Consider the following 19,403-nt stretch of genomic DNA (forward strand, 5'->3'; position numbering starts at 1 on the left):
CCCGCGGGGCCCCCCCCCCGGGCCCGCGCCCCCCCCCCCCACCCCCCCCCCCCCCCCCCCCCACCCCCCCGCCCCGCCCCCGGCCCCCCCCCCCCCCCCCCCCGGGGGGGGGGGGGGGGCCCACGCCGGGAAGCAGGGGCCGCTCAGAAGTCCTCGTCCAGATCGACGGTGCCCTCCACCGCGACCTGGTACGCCGACGGGCGGCGCTCGAAGAAGTTGGTCAGCTCCTGGACGCCCTGCAGCTCCATGAAGGAGAAGGGGTTCTCGGAGCCGTAGACCGGCGCGAAGCCCAGCCGGGACAGCCGCTGGTCCGCCACGCACTCCAGGTACTGCCGCATCGACTCGGTGTTCATGCCCGGCAGGCCCTCACCGCACAGGTCGCGGGCGAACTGCAGCTCGGCCTCGACGGCCTCCTTCAGCATGTCGACGACCTGCTGCCGCAGCTCGTCGTCGAAGAGGTCCGGCTCCTCCTTGCGGACGGTGTCGACCACGTCGAAGGCGAAGGACATGTGCATCGTCTCGTCGCGGAACACCCAGTTGGTGCCGGTCGCGAGGCCGTGCAGCAGACCCCGGCTGCGGAACCAGTAGACGTAGGCGAAGGCGCCGTAGAAGAACAGCCCCTCGATGCACGCGGCGAAGCAGATCAGGTTGAGCAGGAAGCGCCGGCGGTCCGCCCTGGACTCCAGCCGGTCCAGCTTCTCCACCGAGTCCATCCACTTGAAGCAGAACTCGGCCTTCTCGCGGATGGACCGGATGTTCTCCACGGCCGCGAAGGCGGCGTTGCGGTCCTCCGGGTCGGGCAGGTAGGTGTCGAGCAGCGTCAGATAGAACTGGACGTGCACGGCCTCCTCGAACAGCTGGCGCGACAGGTACAGGCGCGCCTCCGGGGAGTTGATGTGCTTGTACAGCGTCAGCACCAGGTTGTTCGCGACGATCGAGTCGCCCGTGGCGAAGAACGCCACCAGACGGCCGATCAGGTGCTGCTCCGACGGCGTCAGCTTCGCGAGGTCGGAGACGTCCGAGTGGAGGTCGACCTCCTCCACGGTCCAGGTGTTCTTGATGGCGTCCCGGTAGCGCTCGTAGAAGTCGGGATAGCGCATCGGGCGGAGAGTCAGCTCGAAGCCCGGGTCGAGCAGGTTGGTGTTACGCGTCATTACTGGCAGGCCTCGCAGGACTCGGGGTTCTCAAGGGAGCAGGCGACCGCGTCGGGGTCGTTCACCTGCTGGACGGGGATGGACGGCTGCGCCTGTGCCTGCGCCTGGGCGGCACGGGCGATACGCGTCGCCGGGCGGGAGCGCAGGTAGTACGTCGTCTTCAGGCCCGACTTCCAGGCGTACGCGTACATCGAGGAGAGCTTGCCGATCGTCGGCGTCTCCAGGAACAGGTTCAGCGACTGCGCCTGGTCCAGGTACGGGGTGCGGGCCGCGGCCATGTCGATCAGGCCGCGCTGCGGGATCTCCCACGCCGTGCGGTACAGCGCCCGCACCTCGTCGGGGATCCAGGCGAAGTCCTGCACCGAGCCGTTGGACTCGCGCAGCGCCTCGCGGGTGCGCGCGTCCCAGACGCCGAGGTCCTTCAGCTCCTGCACCAGGTACGAGTTGACCTGGAGGAACTCACCGGACAGCGTCTCGCGCTTGAACAGGTTGGACACCTGCGGCTCGATGCACTCGTACACGCCCGCGATGGAGGCGATGGTGGCCGTCGGGGCGATGGCGAGCAGCAGCGAGTTGCGCATGCCGGTGGCCGCGATCCGCTCCCGCAGCGCCGCCCAGCGCTCCGGCCAGGTGAACTCGACGCCGTAGTGGTCGGGGTGCAGCACACCCTGGGCGGTGCGGGTCTTCTCCCAGGCCGGCAGCGGCCCGTTGCGCTCGGCGAGATCGGCGGAGGCCTCGTACGCGGCGAGCATGATGCGCTCGGCGATCCGCGTGGACAGCGCCTTGGCCTCGGGGGAGTCGAAGGGCACGCGCAGCTTGAAGAAGACGTCCTGCAGCCCCATCGCACCGAGGCCGACGGGACGCCACCTGGCGTTGGAGCGGCCCGCCTGCTCGGTCGGGTAGAAGTTGATGTCCACCACGCGGTCGAGGAAGGTGACGGCCGTGCGGACCGTCTCGTCCAGCCGCTCCCAGTCGATGTCCCCGCCGGTCACGAAGGCGCCGAGATTGACCGAGCCCAGGTTGCAGACCGCGGTCTCCCCGTCGTCGGTGACCTCCAGGATCTCCGTGCAGAGGTTGGAGGAGTGGACGACGTGGCCCGGGACCGCCGTCTGGTTGGCGGTGCGGTTGGCGGCGTCCTTGAAGGTCATCCAGCCGTTGCCGGTCTGCGCCAGGGTGCGCATCATGCGGCCGTACAGCTCACGCGCCGGAATCGTCTTCTTCGCCAGGCCCTTCGCCTCGGCCTCGCGGTAGGCGGCGTCGAACTCCTCGCCCCACAGGTCCACCAGCTCCGGCACGTCCGCGGGGGAGAACAGCGACCATCCGGCGTCGGCGTTGACCCGGCGCATGAACTCGTCCGGGATCCAGTGCGCCAGGTTGAGGTTGTGCGTACGCCGGGCGTCCTCACCGGTGTTGTCGCGCAGCTCCAGGAACTCCTCGATGTCGGAGTGCCAGGTCTCCAGGTACACCGCGGCCGCGCCCTTGCGCCGGCCGCCCTGGTTCACCGCGGCCACCGAGGCGTCGAGCGTCTTGAGGAACGGGACGATGCCGTTGGAGTGCCCGTTGGTGCCGCGGATCAGCGAACCCCGGCTGCGGATGCGGGAGTACGACAGACCGATGCCCCCCGCGTGCTTGGAGAGGCGGGCGACCTGGTGGTAGCGGTCGTAGATGGAGTCCAGCTCGTCCAGCGGGGAGTCGAGGAGGTAGCAGGACGACATCTGCGGATGCCGCGTACCGGAGTTGAAGAGCGTGGGGGAGGACGGCAGGTAGTCGAGGCGGCTCATGAGCCGGTAGAGCGCGGAGACCTCGTCCACCGAGCGGGCGGTGTCGTCCTCGGCCAGGCCGGCGGCGACGCGCAGCATGAAGTGCTGCGGCGTCTCGACGACCTTGCGGGTGATGGGGTGGCGCAGCAGATAGCGGCTGTGCAGGGTGCGCAGGCCGAAGTAGCCGAAGCGGTCGTCGGCGTCCGGGTCGGTCAGCGCGTCGAGCCGGGCCGCGTGCAGCCGTACGAACGCGGCGGTCCGGTCGGCGATGAGCCCCTCCCGGTGCCCGACGGCGACGGACTGCGTGAAGGAGGTGACGCCCTGCGAGGCGGCCTCGTCGCGGATGGCGAGGGTCAGCAGGCGGGCGGCCAGCCGGGAGTAGGCGGGGTCCTCGGAGATCAGTCCGGCGGCCGCCTCCGTGGCCAGCTCGCGCAACTCCGCTGTGATTTCGGAGGCAGCCCGTGCGGACCGGCCGCGCAGCGCGGCGGCGGCGACCCGGCCGGGGTCGGCGTCGGGGAGGTCGGCGGTCAGCTCGGTCAGGGTCCGCAGCAGTGCGGCACCGGGACCGTCGGTCTTCAGCTCGCCGACTGAAACCGGTTCGGCTGGCGCGATGGTCACGTGGGGCTCTCCCTCGCTCGGCACGGGGGCCTGGCGGAGGGCAGGGGGCAGCCACGAGCGCGCACGGCGTCGCGTCCACCGGCCCACTCCACGAGGCCCGGACGTCTCAAGGCACCCGGACCGGACGGCCGGGTGCGCTGTGGGCAGGTCCTCGGACTGAACAGGCGTGCGGATGCACGCAAGTACACCGTTGCGGGACAGTTCCGGATTCACACCGGATTCCCCTGCGGTGACAGCGAGGATGAGCATACATCTGGTGCCAGGCTGTCGTTGCACCCCCACATCTAGTGTCTGTTGCGTGTTGCGGTGGTGTCAGAGCGTCAACCCGCGGCAGCACGGCGGGCCGCCGGGTACGTGCGTCCCGGCGGCCCGCCGTGGCTGGTGTCAGGCTTCCCGAGGGCGGCTCAGTGAGCGGTTCCCGCGGTCGCGGGCGGAAGCTCCACCTGGACTCCCGCGTCGCCCGCGTCGGCCGTGTAGTCCTCCGGACGGGTCTCGTCGAGGCCCTCCGGAGCCTTCACGGCCTTCAGTGCGAAGGTCAGCACCACGGTGACGGCGACGTTCAGGACGAACGCCGTGAGGCCGATGTAGCCGATCTCGCCGATGCCGGGGATCTCCTTCGCGGAGCCGCCGAAGTGCGCCTGGGTCGGCGAGGCCACCCCGTACGCGGCGACCGTGCCGTACACCATGCCGACCGCCCAGCCGGCCAGCAACGCCCAGCGGTGGAACCAGCGGGTGAACAGGCCACCGACCAGGGCCGGGAAGGTCTGCAGGATCCAGATGCCGCCGAGCAGCTGGAAGTTGATGGCGACCGTCTTGTCCATGGTGAGGACGAAGACCAGCGCGCCCACCTTCACCAGCAGCGACACCAGCTTGGAGACCTGCGCCTCCTGCTTCGGCGTGGCGTTCGGCCTGAGGAAGTCCCGGTAGATGTTGCGGGTGAAGAGGTTCGCCGCCGCGATGGACATGATCGCCGCCGGCACGAGGGCACCGATGCCGATCGCCGCGAACGCCACGCCCGCGAACCAGTCCGGGAACATGTCCTCGAACAGCTGCGGGATCGCCAGCTGCCCGTTGGTGACCTTCACCCCGGCCGCGATCGCCATGAAGCCAAGCAGCGCGAGCAGGCCCAGCATGAGCGAGTACAGCGGGAGGATGGTGGTGTTGCGGCGGATCACCTCACGGCTCCTGGACGACAGGGTCGCGGTGATCGAGTGCGGGTACATGAACAGCGCGAGCGCCGAGCCGAGCGCCAGGGTGGCGTACGTCCACTGGCCCGCCTCCGGCGGGACGAGCGCGCCGCGCGGCTTGTGGGTGACCGGGCTGATCTGGCCGAACGCGTCCGAGGCCTTGGCGAAGATGTCGTCGAAGCCGCCCAGCTTGATCGGGATGTAGATGATCGCCACCGCGATGACGATGTAGATCAGCGCGTCCTTGACGAACGCGATCAGCGCGGGCGCGCGCAGTCCGGAGGAGTAGGTGTAGGCCGCGAGCACACCGAAGGCGATGAGCAGCGGGAGGTCCTTCACGAACCAGTTGGTGTTCTCGCCGCCGCCGACGCCCATCACGTCCAGCACCGCCTGGATGCCCACGAGCTGGAGCGCGATGTACGGCATCGTCGCCAGGATGCCGGTGACCGCCACCGCCAGCGACAGGCCCTTGGAGCCGAACCGGCCGCGCACGAAGTCCGAGGTGGTCACGTAGCCGTGCCTGTGCGAGACCGACCACAGCCGGGGCAGGAACGTGAAGATCAGCGGGTACACCAGGATCGTGTAGGGCACCGCGAAGAAGCCGGACGCGCCCGCCGCGTAGATCGCCGCCGGTACGGCGACGAAGGTGTACGCCGTGTACAGGTCGCCGCCGAGCAGGAACCAGGTGACCCAGGTCCCGAACGACCGTCCGCCCAGACCCCATTCGTCCAGCGAGTGCTCGTTCTCGGCCTTGCGCCAGCGCGCGGCCAGGAAGCCCATGACCGTGACGGCCAGGAAGAAGAAGATGAAGACGCCGAGGGCGACGCCGTTGACTCCGTCCTTCACTTCGCGACACCCCCCTGCGCGTGCTTGCGGGCGCGCTCGTCACGCCGCCACAGCGCGTACGCGGTCACCGTGAGCGCCGTGGAGATCAGCACCCAGAGCATCTGGTACCAGTAGAAGAACGGGATCCCGATGAAGGCGGGATCCGTCTTGGCGTACGAGCCGACCCACAGCATCGCCACGAAGGGCGCGACGAGACAGAGGCCGATGACCACCCGGGCGGGTGTGACGGTGGGTGGTCTCACTTCAGGCGCTTCGGACATGTCACGGCTCCGTCCCCTCGTTGATCACCTGTGTAATGCGCAGGCAATCTAGGTGACGCCGTCGTGGCACGGGAAGACCCCGTCCGCATAACGGTATGTCGATTTCGGGATCGCGGAGTGAAGAACCGTGGTCCGCGGACGCCCGTCCGCTCAGTCCTGCGGTCGCTTCAGGCGGGCCACGAACTTGTACCGGTCGCCCCGGTACACCGACCGCACCCACTCGACCGGCTTGCCCTCGTGGTCCACGGAGTGGCGGGAGAGCATCAGCATCGGCAGGCCCACGTCGGTGCCGAGCAGACCCGCCTCGCGGGGGGTGGCCAGGGAGGTCTCGATGGTCTCCTCGGCCTCGGCGAGGTGGACGTCGTAGACCTCGGCCAGCGCGGTGTACAGGGACGTGTACTTCGCCAGCGACCGGCGCAGTGCCGGGAAGCGCTTGGCGCTCAGGTGGGTGGTCTCGATCGCCATGGGCTCACCGTTGGCCATGCGCAGCCGCTCGATCCGCAGCACGCGCCCGCCGGCGGTGATGTCCAGCAGCTCGGCGAGCCGGTCGTCGGCGGTGATGTAGCCGATGTCCAGCAGCTGCGAGGTCGGCTCCAGGCCCTGGGCGCGCATGTCCTCGGTGTACGAGGTGAGCTGCAGCGCCTGGGAGACCTTCGGCTTGGCGACGAACGTGCCCTTGCCCTGGATGCGCTCGAGCCGGCCCTCCACGACCAGTTCCTGCAGAGCCTGGCGGACGGTGGTGCGGGAGGTGTCGAACTCTGCGGCCAGCGTGCGCTCGGGCGGGACCGGCGTGCCCGGCGCCTGCGTCTCCGTCATGTCGAGCAGGTGCTTCTTCAAGCGGTAGTACTTGGGCACGCGCGCGGAGCGGACGGTGGGGCCGGCCTCGTTCTCCGCACTGCTGACCTCGGTGCTCATGCTCTGCCTTCCCGGCTCCGAATGCCGAAAGCGACCGACCTGGCATCGGCCGCGGCTCACATCGTGGCACGGCTTCGTGGGTCAGGAGTCCATCCGCACGCTCCGTGATCTCCTCTGTATACCGGCGCACCCGCTGTTGGTCTAGTCCATCGCGTCAGGGCGTGCGCGGCGGCGGCGTCCCGCGGCGGCGGCCTGCCGCCGCCGCTGCCGCGGCTAGATCCCCTGCCAGTCCGGCTTGTCAGCGTAGGTGTGCCGGAAGTAGTCGGCCAGCTTGAGCTTGGCCGCCGCCGCTTCGTCGGCGACCACGGTGGCGTGCGGGTGGAGCTGGAGCGCGGAGGCCGGGCAGACCGCCGCGACGGGCCCCTCGACGGTCGCGGCGACCGCGTCCGCCTTGCCCTCGCCGGTCGCCAGCAGCACCAGGTGCCGGGCCTCCAGGATCGTGCCGATGCCCTGCGTGATGACGTGGTGCGGGACCTGCTCGATGTCACCGTCGAAGAAGCGGGCGTTGTCGATCCGCGTCTGCTCGGTCAGCGTCTTGATCCGGGTGCGCGAGGCGAGCGAGGAGCACGGTTCGTTGAACCCGATGTGCCCGTCGGTGCCGATGCCGAGCAGCTGCAGGTCGACCCCGCCGGCCGCGGCGAGCGCACGGTCGTAGGCCTCGCACGCAGCCTGCACGTCCTCGGCCGCGCCGTCCGGGCCCAGGAAGGCGTCCATACCCATCCCGAGCGGCTCCAGCACCTCCCGGCGCAGCACCGAGCGATAGGACTCGGGGTGGTCGGCCGGCAGCCCCACGTACTCGTCGAGCTGGGCGATCCGGGCCCGTGAGACGTCCACGGCACCGGAGCGCACCTTGGCGGTCAGTGCCTGGTAGACGGGCAGCGGGGTGGAGCCGGTGGCCACGCCGAGCAGGGCGTCGGGCCTACGTCGCAGCAGCTCTGCCATTGCCTCGGCGATCAGTTCCCCGCCCGCCGCGGCGTCCGGAACGATGACAACTTCCACGCTGGGCCTGCCGTTCTGAAGAGGGCTCTGTGCGTCTCTATGTGGTTTAGACCAATCTAACAGAATCGGCGTTCGGCGGGGTGTCCGGCGGACGGTTCCGCGCGGGTGGCCGGGGAGACGGAGGCGTGCGCGGAAATTGCCATGGCCATCTGGCCCCACGACCGACCGGGGCGGGCTAGGCTGCGTGGCATCGCGTGCCATTTTGCGGTGCGTGCTGTACGACCCCGGTACAACCATGGACACCACTTCGTGGTCTAGTCCACAATCCAAGTGAATCAAGCCTCCGTCTTCCCCGCACAGGAAGGCGGATCGAGGAACCGGCGCTCTCTGCCCTGACTGCCCCGGCTCCTCGACCTTCGGCCGGTCGGGACCGCACACCCCGCGGCCGATGATGCTCCGGGCTGCGGTGCCGGGAGGGTTGAGGGTCCCTTCCAGGCGCCGCGGCCCGCGGGTGTTTTTCGGCCACTCGCGAGGCCCCGGGTACGCTCGCACACGTGCCCTCCATGAACGAACTCGTACGCCAGCACACGGCCCTCGACGACTCCGATCTCGAGTGGCTCCACCTGCTGGTCTCGGAGTGGCAGCTGCTCTCCGACCTCTCCTTCGCCGACCTGGTCCTGTGGGTCCCCACCCGCGACGGCACCCGGTACGTCTCGGTCGCCCAGATGCGCCCCAACACCGGCCCGACCTCCTACCAGGACGACATGGTCGGCCACCTCGTCCCGCGCGGCCGCCGGCCCATGCTGGACGCGGCGCTGGACGAGGGCCGGATCGTGCGGGAGGGCGACCCGGAGTGGCGCGAAGAGGTCCCGGTACGGGTCGAGTCCATCCCCGTACGGCGTGACGGACGCGTCCTCGGCGTCATCGCCCGCAACACGAACCTGCTCACCGTCCGCACCCCGAGCCGTCTGGAGCTCACCTACCTCCAGAGCGCCGCGGACCTCGCGCAGATGATCGCGGCCGGCTCCTTCCCCTTCCCCGGCCAGCAGGTGGACATGGACGCCTCGCCGCGCGTCGGTGACGGCCTGATCCGGCTGGACGCGGAGGGCGTGGTCCAGTACGCCTCCCCGAACGCCCTGTCCGCCTACCACCGTCTCGGCCTCGCCGCCGACCTGGTCGGCCACCACCTCGGGCACACCACCGCCGAACTCGCCCCGACCCGGGGCCCGGTGGACGAGGCGCTCGCCAAGGTGGCCAGCGGCTGGGCGCCGCGCGAGTTCGAGATCGAGGCGCACGACGGGGTGATCCAGTTCCGGGCCATCCCGCTCAAGCCCAAGGGCACCCGGATCGGCTCGCTGGTGCTGTGCCGGGACGTCACCGAACTGCGCCGCCGCGAACGTGAATTGATCACCAAGGACGCGACCATCCGGGAGATCCACCACCGGGTGAAGAACAACCTCCAGACGGTCGCCGCCCTGCTGCGCCTCCAGGCCCGGCGCATCGACTCGGAGCGCGGCCGGGAGGCCCTGGAGGAGGCCGTACGGCGGGTCGGCTCCATCGCCATCGTGCATGAGACGCTGTCTCAGAACCTGGACGAGCGGGTGGAGTTCGACGACATCGCCGACCGGGTGCTCGCGATGGTCGCCGAGATCTCGCCGGGCAAGGTGGCGGGCCGGCGCACCGGACGCTTCGGGATACTCGACGCCGAGGTCGCCACTCCGCTGTCGATGGTCCTCACCGAGGTTCTGCAGAACGCCCTGGAGCACGGCTTCCGCGAGGGGGACACCGGCACGGTCGAGGTCTCCGCGGTCCGCGGCGGCACCTCGAAGGAGGCGCGTCTGCTGGTCACCGTCCAGGACGACGGCGTCGGCCTGCCCGACGGCTTCGACCCGCACCGCTCGGGCAACCTCGGCCTGCAGATCGTACGAACCCTGGTGGAGGGCGAGTTGGGCGGCTCGTTCGACATGGTCCCGGCGCCGGAGCGGGGGACGCGGGTGATCCTGGACATTCCGGTGCCGTCGCAGAAGTAGACGGCGGTGTCGGCACACGCAGAAGTAGACGGCGGTGTCGGCACACGCAGAAGCAGAGGGCGGTGTCGGCACAGCAAAAAGCCCCGGACCACCATTGGTCCGAGGCTCGTGCTCGTTGCTGCTCCGCTGTAGGGCTAAGCGCATCGGGGGATACTGCGCGCTGCGGCTCGGGGGCGGGAGATGCGTACGTACTGTCTACGGAGTAATGCCGTCAGGCATACGCGCCGCCAAGCTCAGGCTGTCAGCAGGGGTGGGAGTGTCAGGCGGAGGCCTGACGAGCCCGGTTGCGGGCGGCACGGCGCTTCATCGCGCGACGCTCGTCCTCGCTGAGACCACCCCAGACGCCGGAGTCCTGACCGGACTCGAGCGCCCACTGCAGACACTGCTCGATCACCGGGCAGCGACGGCAGACGGCCTTGGCTTCCTCGATCTGCAGCAGCGCAGGACCGGTGTTGCCGATGGGGAAGAAGAGCTCGGGGTCTTCCTCGCGGCAAACGGCGTTGTGACGCCAGTCCATGGCTGCTACCTCTCCTTGGTATTACGTGCAAGTTGCTTGTGAATGTGAACGCTTTCACGAATCCCTCAACAAGTGAAGGGCCGACCGCCGAGTCTTCCCCGGCGTGGTCCTTGGTTTGGAGAGGGGTTCTGTCGTTCAGTGGAGGCCGGTGTTGCGGGCCGTCCCGAGCGACATGTAGAGACTCGCAAACCTCAGCGGCGGATACAACCCCTTCCGGAAAGTTTTTTTTGATTCCTCGGTGTCGACTGGGTCACAGCCGTACTTCCATGGGGTGGATCCTGGCCTAAACGTTCGAGTGAAAGGACTTTCGCCCGTTCCGCTCACACAATCACACGCAGTGCGCGGCGTACGCCTGTGAACGTCACGCTGGTTCGCAGTCCCAGGTGGTCGCCGTCCATCTGAAGGGGGAGGGGCGCCTTCGAATGCAAGGTGAACCGGTCCAGATCGTGCAGTGAGAGCGCGTGCCTGCCGTGGGGTCCGCGCTCGGGGGACGAAGCGAGCAACTGGGTGCCATACCGGGCAACCGCGGCCGTCGACAGACGGCTGAGACCGAGCACATCGATGCCGCTGTCGAACGAGGCCTTAGGTGATGTGTACATGGGGCGATTGCCGAGATACGTCCACGGGGACGTGTTCGAGACTATGGCGACGACGAGATCGCCGACCGGGTCAGCGCCGGCGCGCTCCAATGTGATCGCGCCGTGCCGGCGGTTCGGCTCGCCGAGGAACTGCCGGACCACCTGACGTACGTACAGCGCGTGCGTCGACTTCTTGCCGCGCTCGCGCTGCTGCTCGACCCTGCCCACCACGCCCGCGTCGAAGCCGAGCCCCGCGTTGAAGGTGAACCAGCGGTCCGGGACCGCCTCGTCCTCGGTGCCGGGTGTGCCGGAGGTCAGCCCGAGGCCGACGACCCGCTCCCGGCCCTCGCGCAGGGCGTCCAGCAGGGCGCCGGTGGCCTCGACGGGATCGTTGGGCAGGCCGAGGGCGCGGGCGAACACGTTCGTGGAGCCGCCGGGGACGACCGCGAGACCGGGCAGCCGCCCCAGGTCGGGGCCGGCGTGCAGGAGACCGTTGACGACCTCGTTGACCGTGCCGTCGCCGCCGAGGGCCACCACCATGTCGATGTCGTCGCTCTCCGCCGCCTGCCGGCCGAGGTCGCGCGCGTGGCCGCGGTACTCGGTGGTGACCGCGTCCAGCTTCATCTCGCTCGCCAGCGCGTGGATCAGGACGTCACGCCTGCGTGCGCTTGTGGTGGTTGCCGCCGGATTGACCACGAGAAGTGCACGCATGCATGGCAGCGTACCTACTGGGTGGTACCGGGCCCAGACCGAGGGTAGGGATCCGGTAAGAGGTGGACGCGTGAGCCTGGACACCCCGAGGGGTGCGGGTGCGGGGAGACCCGGTCTGCGGGGCGGGGGCGCGGGCTACCCTGCTGGGGTGAGTACTGACCAGAACCGAGCCGAGGACGGCGCCGGAGCCGCCGCCGACGAGCCGCGCCCGCGTCGGCTGACGTACGCGGCCGCACTCACTGCGGTCGAGGGGATCGCCCTGGTGGCCGGCGGAGTATGGGTGCTCGTCCTCGGACTCACCGGCGCCCCGGACGACCGGCAGCAGGCCGTGACCCTGGGGATCACCCTGGCCGTGCTCGCGCTCCTGCCGCTGCTGGCCGCGCGCGGGCTGCTGCTCCGCCGTGGCTGGAGCCGCGGCCCCGCGGTGATCACGCAGCTGATGGCGCTGCCCGTGGCCTACAGCCTGCTCCAGGCCGACAGCATGGCCGTCCCGGCGGGTATCGGCCTCGCGGTGGTCGCCGTGGCGGCGCTGGTGCTCCTCGTCAACGGCGAGACGACCCGGGCCCTGGGCATCAAGGGGCCGGGCCGGGCCGACTGACCGACCACGCTCGCCACCGGCCTGCCCGCCGGCCGAGCGACCGGCCGTTCTTCGAGGAGGATCTCCTCGTCCTACTCCTCCACCAGCAGCTTCTCCCGAAGCTGGGCCAGGGTGCGGGCCAGCAGCCGGGAGACGTGCATCTGGGAGATGCCGACCTCCTGTGCGATCTGCGACTGCGTCATGTTCCCGAAGAAGCGCAGCAGCAGGATCCGCTTCTCGCGCGGCGGCAGGTCCTCCAGCAGCGGCTTGAGGGACTCGCGGTACTCCACGCCCTCCAGTGCCTCGTCCTCGGCGCCGAGGGTGTCGGCGACCGCGGGGGACTCGTCGTCGGTGTCGGGGACGTCCAGGGACAGCGTGGAGTACGCGTTCGCGGACTCCAGGCCCTCCAGGACCTCCTCCTCGGAGATGGCGAGCTTCTCGGCCAGTTCGTGGACCGTGGGCGAGCGGCCGTGCAGCTGTGACAGTTCGGCCGTCGCCGTGGTCAGCGCCAGCCGCAGCTCCTGGAGCCGGCGCGGCACGCGGACCGCCCAGCCCTTGTCGCGGAAGTGCCGCTTGATCTCGCCGACGACGGTCGGGGTGGCGTACGTGGAGAACTCCACGCCGCGCTCCGGGTCGAACCGGTCCACCGACTTGATCAGGCCGATCGTGGCGACCTGGGTCAGGTCGTCCAGCGGCTCGCCGCGGTTGCGGAAGCGGCGCGCGAGGTGCTCGACGAGCGGCAGGTGCATACGGACCAGCTGGTTGCGCAGCTCCGCGTACGCCGCGCTGCTCGCGTCCAGCTTGCGCAGCTCGACGAACTTCGCCCGCGCCCCGCTGCGGTCGTGCGGGTCGTGCGCCGCGGCCTGTACGGCCTTCTTGCCCGGCGCGTCGTCCTCGGCGTCCCGCTGGTGCTCGCTCATCGTCCCGCCCGTAGCCCTTCCCCGAGGCCCCGCCTTCGCGCGGCCGGCGGGTTCGGCCCCGCCACGCCCCCGCGAGGGTGTGCCCTGCACGGCACCGTCACCGCCGCCCGGCGTCGAGTCGTCCTCCGGGTGCGGCCTGGCCTGCTCGGGGATGCCGTCGATGCCGTCCGCCATGCGCCGGGAACCGTCGCGGGGGCTCTCCCCGGACGTCTCGGCTCCGGAGCGGGGGGCACCCCCGTCCCCGGCCGGCAGCTCCCGTGTGCCGCGCTCTTCGTCCCGCACCGGACCGTCCCCGTTCCTCACGCCGGCCCGGGACCCGCGCCGCGCTGTTTGTAGAGGCTGATCGACACGGTCTTGTCCTCGTCGACGGCGGACGAGACCTTGCCCGCGAGGGCCGACAGCACGGTCCAGGCGAAGGTGTCCCGCGAGGGGGCGTGCCCGTCCGTGGTCGGCGCCGACACCGTGACCTCGAGCGAGTCGTCGACCAGCCGGAAGACGCAGCTGAGCACGGAGCCCGGTACTGCCTGCTGAAGCAGGATCGCGCAGGCCTCGTCCACGGCGATGCGCAGGTCCTCGATCTCGTCCAGGGTGAAGTCCAAGCGGGCCGCCAGACCGGCCGTGGCCGTCCGCAGCACCGACAGGTAGGCACCCGCAGCCGGAAGCCGGACTTCCACGAAGTCCTGGTTCGCCACGGGCTCGCCTGCGATCTGGGACACCCTCACCTCCATGGTGGTACAAGCTCTACGGGGCCGAGGGTCGCCCCTCGGGGTAACGCATACGTGGTTCCGCGGTGACGCTATCGCGCTCCGAACGTTCCTGTCCCCGGGACCCCGACCCCCTGGCGTCACTCACAGTAAAGCTGTGGATACGCTCCGTGTCTAGAGGGTCTGCGGGCCCAAATGGGAGAACCGAGCGCCGGGTTGACGTACCCAGACGTCAGATGCTCGAACCGTCGTGCGGCCGCGGTCGCCAGTGTCACACGAAAACCCGGTGGGCGGGAACGCGCTCAGACCAGGACGTGGTCGACGAAGCACCACCGCCAGTCCTCGCCCGGCTCGTACGTCCGCATCACCGGATGACCGGACTGCGCGTGGTGCTGCGTCGCGTGCCGGCCCTGCGAGGAATCGCAGCAGCCGATGTGGCCGCAGGTCAGGCACAACCGCAGTTGCACGGGGTGCGTGCCGTCCCGCAGGCACTCCGGGCAGGTGTCGTGCAGCGCCTCCGGTTCGGGGTGCGGCAGCGCGTCGGCATGCGTGCACTGTTTCATGATTGCCAGGTTACGACGGGTGTGCGGGTGGCCGCGCGGAAAAAGAGGGTGGGCGAGGACATGGACGTGATGCCGCTGCTTCTGCTGGTGGCGGGCAGCGCCGCGATCGCGGCGGCGGCCCGGCGGAGCCCGGTTCCCGCGCCGCTGCTCCTGGTGGCGGTCGGCCTGGTGGTCGCCTACGTCCCCGGGATCCCCGACTACACCCTCGAACCCGAGGTGGTCCTGCCGCTGCTGCTGCCGCCGCTGCTCTACACCTCGGCGAGCGACAGCTCCTACCTGGACCTGCGCGCCCAGTTGAGACCGGTGGCCCTGCTGTCGGTGGGGTACGTGCTCTTCGCGACCGTCGTCGTCGGCTGGGCCGCCTATCTGATCATCCCCGGGATGCCGCTGACCGCCGCGCTGGTCCTGGGCGCGGTCGTGGCACCCCCGGACGCGGTGGCCGCAACGGCGGTCGCCCGGCGGGTCGGGCTGCCGTCCCGCATCACCACGATCCTGCAGGGCGAGTCCCTGCTGAACGACGCGACCGCGATCACCGCCTACAAGGTGGCGCTGGCCGCGGCCGTCGGCGAGGGCGCGACCTGGGCGGGCGGAGTCGTCGAGTTCCTGATCGCCGCGGTGGGCGGCGTCGGGGTGGGGCTCGTCCTCATGGCGCCCCTGCACTGGCTGCGCACCCACCTCAGGGAACCGCTCCTGCAGAACACGCTCTCCCTGCTCATCCCGTTCGTCGCCTACGGAGTCGCCGAACAGGTGCACGCCTCCGGAGTCCTCGCCGTGGTGGTCGTCGCCCTCTACCTCGGCCACCGCGCGTGGGAGGTCGACTTCGCCACCCGGCTCCAGGAGGAGGCGGTGTGGAAGATGGTCGCCTTCATCCTGGAGTCGGCGGTCTTCGCCCTGATCGGCCTGCAGCTGCCGGTCGTCCTGAAGGGGCTCGGCGCCTACGAGGGCGCGGCGGCCGCCGGGTACGCCGTCGTACTCTTCGTGGTCGTCGTCCTGACCCGGTTCGTCTGGGTCTTCCCGGCGGCGTTCGTGCCCCGGCTGCTGTCCGAACGCATCCGCGAAAGCGAGGAAAACCCCACCTGGCGGGGCGCGGCGGTCACCTCGTGGGCCGGCATGCGGGGCGTGGTCTCCCTGGCCATCGCCTTCTCCATCCCGCTCACCGTGCACGGCGGCCGGCCCTTCCCGCAGCACAGCCTGATCCTGTTCCTGACCTTCACCACCGTCATCGGCACGCTGGTCGTCCAGGGGCTGAGCCTGCCCCCGCTGATCCGCCTGCTGAAGTTCCCCGGCCGCGACCGGCAGGCCGAGACGCTCGCCGAGGCCAACGCCCAGGCCCAGGCCTCACGGGCCGCCGAGACCCGCCTGGACGAACTCCTCGCCGACGAGCGCAACACCCTGCCCCCGCCGCTCGCCGACCGGCTGCGCCAGGTTCTGGAGCGCCGCCGCAACTCCGTCTGGGAGCGCCTCGGCCAGACCAACCCGGTCACCGGCGAGTCCGTGGACGACACCTACCGCCGGCTGTCCCGCGAGATGATCAGCTCCGAGCGCGAGGTCTTCGTCCGGCTCCGCGATCTGCGCTACATCGACGACGAGATGCTGCGGGCCCTGCTGCGCCGGCTGGACCTGGAGGAGGCGGCGGCCTACCGGGAAGCCGGCTAGCCGGGCGGCGGCTACGGGAACGGCCGGCCCGTGACGACGGCCGCGATCGTGGTCCCCCGCGGGAAGGCGCCCTCGGCCGCGAGAGCGGTCAGTCCGTAGAGCAACTTGGCGACATAGAGACGTTCGACGGGCAGGCCGTGACGGCACTCGAAGTCCTGTGCGAACGCGTCGAGTTCGGGGGTCGTGCGGGCGTAACCGCCGAAGTGGAAGCTGTCGTCGAGCGACCAGGAGCCGGTGCGGGCGCCGAAGGCGCGCTCCTGCAGGGCCTGCACGTCGGCTGCCAGGAAACCGCCTCTGAGGACGGGTATGCCGAGGGCGCGCTGGTCCGGGGCCAGCCCGGCGGCGAGCCCGGCGAGCGTGCCGCCGGTGCCGCAGGCGACCGCCACGACGTCGGCCGCGCCGCGCAGTTCCGCGCCCAGGGCACGGCAGCCGCGCGCGGCCTCGGCGTTGCTGCCCCCCTCCGGGACGACGTACGCCTCCTCGGCACCCACCGCCCGCAGGAGACGGGCCAGCGTCGGCGGCTCGGTCTTGCGCCGGTACGTCGCCCGGTCCACGAAGTGCAGCCGCATGCCGTCGGCCGCACACCGGGCCAGTGAGGGGTTGCGGGGACGGTCGGCCAGCTCCTGGCCGCGGACCACGCCGACCGTAGGGAAGCCGAGCAGCCGGCCCGCGGCGGCGGTGGCCCGCAGATGGTTGGAGTAGGCGCCGCCGAAGGTGACCAGTGGGCGTCCCGCGGCCGCCTCGATGGTGGGCGCCAGCTTGCGCCACTTGTTGCCGATCAGCTCCGGGTGGATCAGGTCGTCCCGCTTGAGCAGCAGCCGCAGACCACGGCGGTCGAAACGGTCGTCGCGCACCTCCTGGAGGGGCGAGGGGAGGCGGGGGGAGAGCGGGGCGGTGCTGGTCACGCGCCCATTGTCGCCCGCCTCCGCGCGCTGCCCCGAGGGACCACCCGCGGACCACCCCGGGGGGGGGGCCACCCCGCGCTGTCCCGTGGGCCCGCCCGCCCGCCCGCGCGCCGGCCGGCGGGACCGCCGCGTGCCGCCCTGAGGGACCGTCCCCCGCGCTGCCCCGAGGGGTCGTCTCGCGTCGCTACCCCTTGAGGCGTTCCGCCACGCGGTCGCGCAGCCAGGCCATCGTGAACCCTCGCGGATCCACCTTCCCCGGCTGCCACTCCCGGTGGCCGATGACCGACCGTTCCGTCCAGTCGTGCCGCCGGCACACCGCGGCCGCGGCCCGCACGATAGCTTCCAGCTGCTCCGCGGGCCAGGGGTCCTCGCCGTCCCCCAGGTTCTCGCACTCGAAGCCGTAGAAGTACCGGTTGCCGTCGGTGTTCGCCTCGTTGTCCGCCGGCAGCCCCTTCTCGGCGATGACCGCCCGCAGTACCTCGTCGTCGCCCAGGCCGGCGTGGTTGGTGCGGCCGTATCCGACCAGGTGGACCGTGCCGTCCTTGGTGATCACCCCGTGGCAGAGCGGTCCGGGCAGCGACGCGTGACCGTCGCGGCAGATCTCCACCGTGCGCTCGCTGCCGTGCGTCACCGTGTGATGGATCATCACGCCGTGCACGGGGCCCCAGGGGCCCTTGTGGTTGCGGTTGTGGTGCTGCCAGTCGCCGACCTCGACGACCGTGCCGCCCTCCGCCCTCAGCGTGTCCAGAAATGCGCTCGCGGACATGGGTGGGGCCATGACCGACTCCTTCGTGCCCGGTGGCCGCCGGTCGCGGCCCGCTCGTACCGCAGCTTTCTACCGAAACCGGACGTGTCCGGCCACATCGTTCGCACGCTGTGCGAGCCGATCCGGACAGAGGGGGCACGGGGTGCCATGTGGACGGGATCCCTCTTACTGCCCACTCGTGTGATGATCCATTCCCGCTCTTTCGGGTAATGGCGGGCGCACGTTGCGTGATGGAAGCCTTGTCCGCGAGACCGGTGTGCGATTCGGCGCCGGGCATACATGGGAGGGCGTTTCCTTATGTCGGTAGGCGAAGAGGTCCGCACGGAGCAGGGCAAGCCGCAGCAGTCCCTCGGGACGGCGGCGGCGCGGAACCTGGCCACCACCACCAAGTCCGTTCCGCAGATGCAGGAGATCAGCTCCCGCTGGCTGCTGCGTACGCTCCCCTGGGTGGACGTCCAGGGCGGCACGTACCGGGTGAACCGGCGCCTGACGTACGCCGTCGGTGACGGCCGCATCACCTTCGTGAAGACCGGGGACCAGGTGGAGGTCATCCCGGCCGAACTGGGCGAGCTGCCGGCTCTGCGGTCGTACGAGGACGAGGAGGTGCTGGCGGAGCTGGCCCGGCGGTGCCGGCAGCACGAATTCGCGCCGGGTCAGGTGATCGCCGACTTCGGCAACCAGACCGACGAGGTGTACCTGCTCGCCCACGGACGGGTGGAGAAGGTCGGCACGGGTCCCTACGGCGACGACGCGGTCCTCGGCGTGCTCGCCGACGGCGCCTACTTCGGCGAGCAGTCGCTGGTCGACCCGGACGCCATCTGGGAGTACACCGTCCGCGCGGACACCGCGACCACGGTGCTGATCCTCAGCCGGCAGGACTTCGAGCAGGTGGCGGAGCGCTCCGACTCGCTGCGGGACCACCTCGAGCAGGTGCGCGCCGTCCCCGAGCAGCAGACGAACAAGTACGGGGAGAAGGAAGTCGCCCTGGCCGCCGGCCACTCCGGCGAGCCCGACATCCCGCACACCTTCGTGGACTACGAGTCCCGGCCCCGCGAGTACGAACTGAGCATCGCCCAGACCGTGCTGCGCATCCACTCGCGCGTGGCCGACCTGTACAACCAGCCGATGAACCAGACCGAGCAGCAGCTGCGGCTCACGGTCGAGGCGCTCAAGGAGCGCCAGGAGCACGAGCTGGTCAACAACCGCGAGTTCGGCCTTCTCAACAACTGCGAGTACGACCAGCGGATCCAGCCGCACGACGGCGTACCCGGCCCGGACGACCTGGACGAGCTGCTCAGCCGCCGGCGGGGCACCAAGCTGCTCCTGGCCCACCCGCGCGCCATCGCCGCGATCGGACGCGAGCTGAACAAGCGGGGCCTGGTCCCGGAGACGGTCGACATGGCCGGCAACCGCATCCCCACCTGGCGCGGTGTGCCGATCTACCCGTGCAACAAGATCCCGATCAGCGAGGCCCGTACGACCTCCATCATCGCCATGCGTACCGGCGAGGCGGAGCAGGGCGTCATCGGCCTCAGGCAGTCCGGTATCCCGGACGAGATCGAGCCGAGCCTCTCCGTCCGGTTCATGGGCATCAACGAACAGGCCATCATCAACTACCTGGTGACGGCCTACTACTCGGCGGCCGTCCTGGTGCCGGACGCGCTCGGCGTGCTGGAGAACGTCGAGATCGGCCGGTGGAGGTGACGTTTCCGCACGTCACGGCAGCGTCCCCGCCCACCGGGGCGGGGGCACCCTCGGGACACGCGTCCGGCCGGGCCGGCGCCGCCGGTGCCCGCG

Annotated in this window: 17 protein-coding genes and 1 riboswitch; of the genes, 4 read left to right on the forward strand and 13 right to left on the reverse strand. The window is 70.6% G+C overall.

The features are described 5' to 3' along the window. Positions 1-143 precede the first annotated feature (143 nt). The 6 genes from ACGFT2_RS13575 to nagB all read right to left on the reverse strand — a co-directional run bounded on the left by ACGFT2_RS13575 (position 144) and on the right by nagB (position 7,739). A complete protein-coding gene (locus tag ACGFT2_RS13575; protein ID WP_393277285.1) occupies positions 144-1,154 on the reverse strand; it encodes a ribonucleotide-diphosphate reductase subunit beta in 1,011 nt (336 codons plus the stop codon). Then, positions 1,154-3,532 (reverse strand): ribonucleoside-diphosphate reductase subunit alpha, encoded by a 2,379-nt coding sequence (locus tag ACGFT2_RS13580; protein WP_393277288.1) that lies wholly within the window; start codon positions 3,530-3,532, stop codon positions 1,154-1,156. Before ACGFT2_RS13580 ends, ACGFT2_RS13575 begins: the two co-directional genes overlap by 1 nt. Positions 3,533-3,678: 146 nt before the next feature. Beyond that, positions 3,679-3,756: riboswitch (cobalamin riboswitch) on the reverse strand. A gap of 180 nt (positions 3,757-3,936) precedes the next feature. Then, on the reverse strand, positions 3,937-5,565 hold the full coding sequence (mctP, locus tag ACGFT2_RS13585; RefSeq protein WP_393277291.1) for a monocarboxylate uptake permease MctP: 1,629 nt from the start codon (positions 5,563-5,565) through the stop codon (positions 3,937-3,939). After that, entirely contained in the window at positions 5,562-5,825 is a 264-nt protein-coding gene (locus tag ACGFT2_RS13590) for a DUF3311 domain-containing protein (protein WP_393277293.1), read from the reverse strand. Before ACGFT2_RS13590 ends, mctP begins: the two co-directional genes overlap by 4 nt. Before the next feature lie 150 nt (positions 5,826-5,975). After that, positions 5,976-6,740, reverse strand: coding sequence for a GntR family transcriptional regulator (locus ACGFT2_RS13595; protein WP_393277296.1), 765 nt, complete (start codon positions 6,738-6,740; stop codon positions 5,976-5,978). Between the two features lie 213 nt (positions 6,741-6,953). Next, positions 6,954-7,739 (reverse strand): glucosamine-6-phosphate deaminase, encoded by a 786-nt coding sequence (gene nagB, locus ACGFT2_RS13600; RefSeq protein ID WP_393277299.1) that lies wholly within the window; start codon positions 7,737-7,739, stop codon positions 6,954-6,956. Positions 7,740-8,233: 494 nt separating this feature from the next. Between nagB and ACGFT2_RS13605 the strand changes: the two genes are divergently transcribed. Beyond that, entirely contained in the window at positions 8,234-9,709 is a 1,476-nt protein-coding gene (locus ACGFT2_RS13605; RefSeq protein WP_393277302.1) for a sensor histidine kinase, read from the forward strand. A gap of 259 nt (positions 9,710-9,968) precedes the next feature. Here ACGFT2_RS13605 and ACGFT2_RS13610 read toward each other — a convergent pair whose 3' ends face one another. Then, positions 9,969-10,226: a WhiB family transcriptional regulator gene (locus ACGFT2_RS13610; RefSeq protein ID WP_003992873.1), complete on the reverse strand. Its 258-nt coding sequence runs from the start codon at positions 10,224-10,226 to the stop codon at positions 9,969-9,971. Between the two features lie 320 nt (positions 10,227-10,546). Further along, complete coding sequence (locus ACGFT2_RS13615; RefSeq protein WP_393277305.1) at positions 10,547-11,515, reverse strand: diacylglycerol/lipid kinase family protein; 969 nt, start codon at positions 11,513-11,515, stop codon at positions 10,547-10,549. 148 nt (positions 11,516-11,663) lie between these two features. Here ACGFT2_RS13615 and ACGFT2_RS13620 point away from each other — a divergent pair, with 148 nt between their 5' ends. Then, positions 11,664-12,113 carry a hypothetical protein gene (locus tag ACGFT2_RS13620; protein ID WP_393277308.1) on the forward strand — a complete coding sequence of 150 codons (450 nt, stop codon included), beginning with the start codon at positions 11,664-11,666 and terminating at the stop codon, positions 12,111-12,113. A gap of 71 nt (positions 12,114-12,184) precedes the next feature. Here ACGFT2_RS13620 and ACGFT2_RS13625 read toward each other — a convergent pair whose 3' ends face one another. The 3 genes from ACGFT2_RS13625 to ACGFT2_RS13635 form a co-directional block, all read right to left on the reverse strand. After that, on the reverse strand, positions 12,185-13,294 hold the full coding sequence (locus ACGFT2_RS13625) for an RNA polymerase sigma factor SigF (protein WP_393277311.1): 1,110 nt from the start codon (positions 13,292-13,294) through the stop codon (positions 12,185-12,187). 17 nt (positions 13,295-13,311) lie between these two features. Further along, complete coding sequence (locus ACGFT2_RS13630) at positions 13,312-13,728, reverse strand: anti-sigma regulatory factor (protein WP_189820337.1); 417 nt, start codon at positions 13,726-13,728, stop codon at positions 13,312-13,314. Between the two features lie 290 nt (positions 13,729-14,018). Then, positions 14,019-14,279, reverse strand: a complete 261-nt coding sequence (locus ACGFT2_RS13635; RefSeq protein WP_393277315.1) for a UBP-type zinc finger domain-containing protein — start codon at positions 14,277-14,279, stop codon at positions 14,019-14,021. A gap of 60 nt (positions 14,280-14,339) precedes the next feature. On the opposite strand from ACGFT2_RS13635, the gene ACGFT2_RS13640 reads away from it, so the two are divergent. After that, a complete protein-coding gene (locus ACGFT2_RS13640) occupies positions 14,340-15,935 on the forward strand; it encodes a Na+/H+ antiporter (RefSeq protein ID WP_393277320.1) in 1,596 nt (531 codons plus the stop codon). An 11-nt stretch (positions 15,936-15,946) separates the two neighbouring features. Here the strand turns inward: ACGFT2_RS13640 and ACGFT2_RS13645 are convergent, their stop codons facing one another. Next, complete coding sequence (locus tag ACGFT2_RS13645; protein WP_393277323.1) at positions 15,947-16,840, reverse strand: 1-aminocyclopropane-1-carboxylate deaminase/D-cysteine desulfhydrase; 894 nt, start codon at positions 16,838-16,840, stop codon at positions 15,947-15,949. 184 nt (positions 16,841-17,024) lie between these two features. Then, positions 17,025-17,618: an N-acetylmuramoyl-L-alanine amidase gene (locus tag ACGFT2_RS13650; RefSeq protein ID WP_393277325.1), complete on the reverse strand. Its 594-nt coding sequence runs from the start codon at positions 17,616-17,618 to the stop codon at positions 17,025-17,027. Positions 17,619-17,903: 285 nt separating this feature from the next. Here ACGFT2_RS13650 and ACGFT2_RS13655 point away from each other — a divergent pair, with 285 nt between their 5' ends. Then, positions 17,904-19,310 carry a family 2B encapsulin nanocompartment shell protein gene (locus tag ACGFT2_RS13655; protein WP_393277328.1) on the forward strand — a complete coding sequence of 469 codons (1,407 nt, stop codon included), beginning with the start codon at positions 17,904-17,906 and terminating at the stop codon, positions 19,308-19,310. The last annotated feature ends 93 nt before the right edge of the window (positions 19,311-19,403 follow it).

This window comes from Streptomyces sp. NPDC048514, assembly GCF_043199955.1.
Taxonomy (GTDB): domain Bacteria; phylum Actinomycetota; class Actinomycetes; order Streptomycetales; family Streptomycetaceae; genus Streptomyces.

Excerpts from the sequence above, each read along its gene's own strand:
- ACGFT2_RS13575 (WP_393277285.1), bottom strand. The coding sequence starts at position 1,154 with ATGACGCGTAACACCAACCTGCTCGACCCGGGCTTCGAGCTGACTCTC.
- ACGFT2_RS13590 (WP_393277293.1), bottom strand. The coding sequence starts at position 5,825 with ATGTCCGAAGCGCCTGAAGTGAGACCACCCACCGTCACACCCGCCCGG.
- ACGFT2_RS13595 (WP_393277296.1), bottom strand. The coding sequence starts at position 6,740 with ATGAGCACCGAGGTCAGCAGTGCGGAGAACGAGGCCGGCCCCACCGTC.
- ACGFT2_RS13610 (WP_003992873.1), bottom strand. The coding sequence starts at position 10,226 with ATGGACTGGCGTCACAACGCCGTTTGCCGCGAGGAAGACCCCGAGCTC.
- ACGFT2_RS13615 (WP_393277305.1), bottom strand. The coding sequence starts at position 11,515 with ATGCGTGCACTTCTCGTGGTCAATCCGGCGGCAACCACCACAAGCGCA.
- ACGFT2_RS13635 (WP_393277315.1), bottom strand. The coding sequence starts at position 14,279 with ATGAAACAGTGCACGCATGCCGACGCGCTGCCGCACCCCGAACCGGAG.
- ACGFT2_RS13640 (WP_393277320.1), top strand. The coding sequence starts at position 14,340 with ATGGACGTGATGCCGCTGCTTCTGCTGGTGGCGGGCAGCGCCGCGATC.
- ACGFT2_RS13650 (WP_393277325.1), bottom strand. The coding sequence starts at position 17,618 with ATGGCCCCACCCATGTCCGCGAGCGCATTTCTGGACACGCTGAGGGCG.
- ACGFT2_RS13655 (WP_393277328.1), top strand. The coding sequence starts at position 17,904 with ATGTCGGTAGGCGAAGAGGTCCGCACGGAGCAGGGCAAGCCGCAGCAG.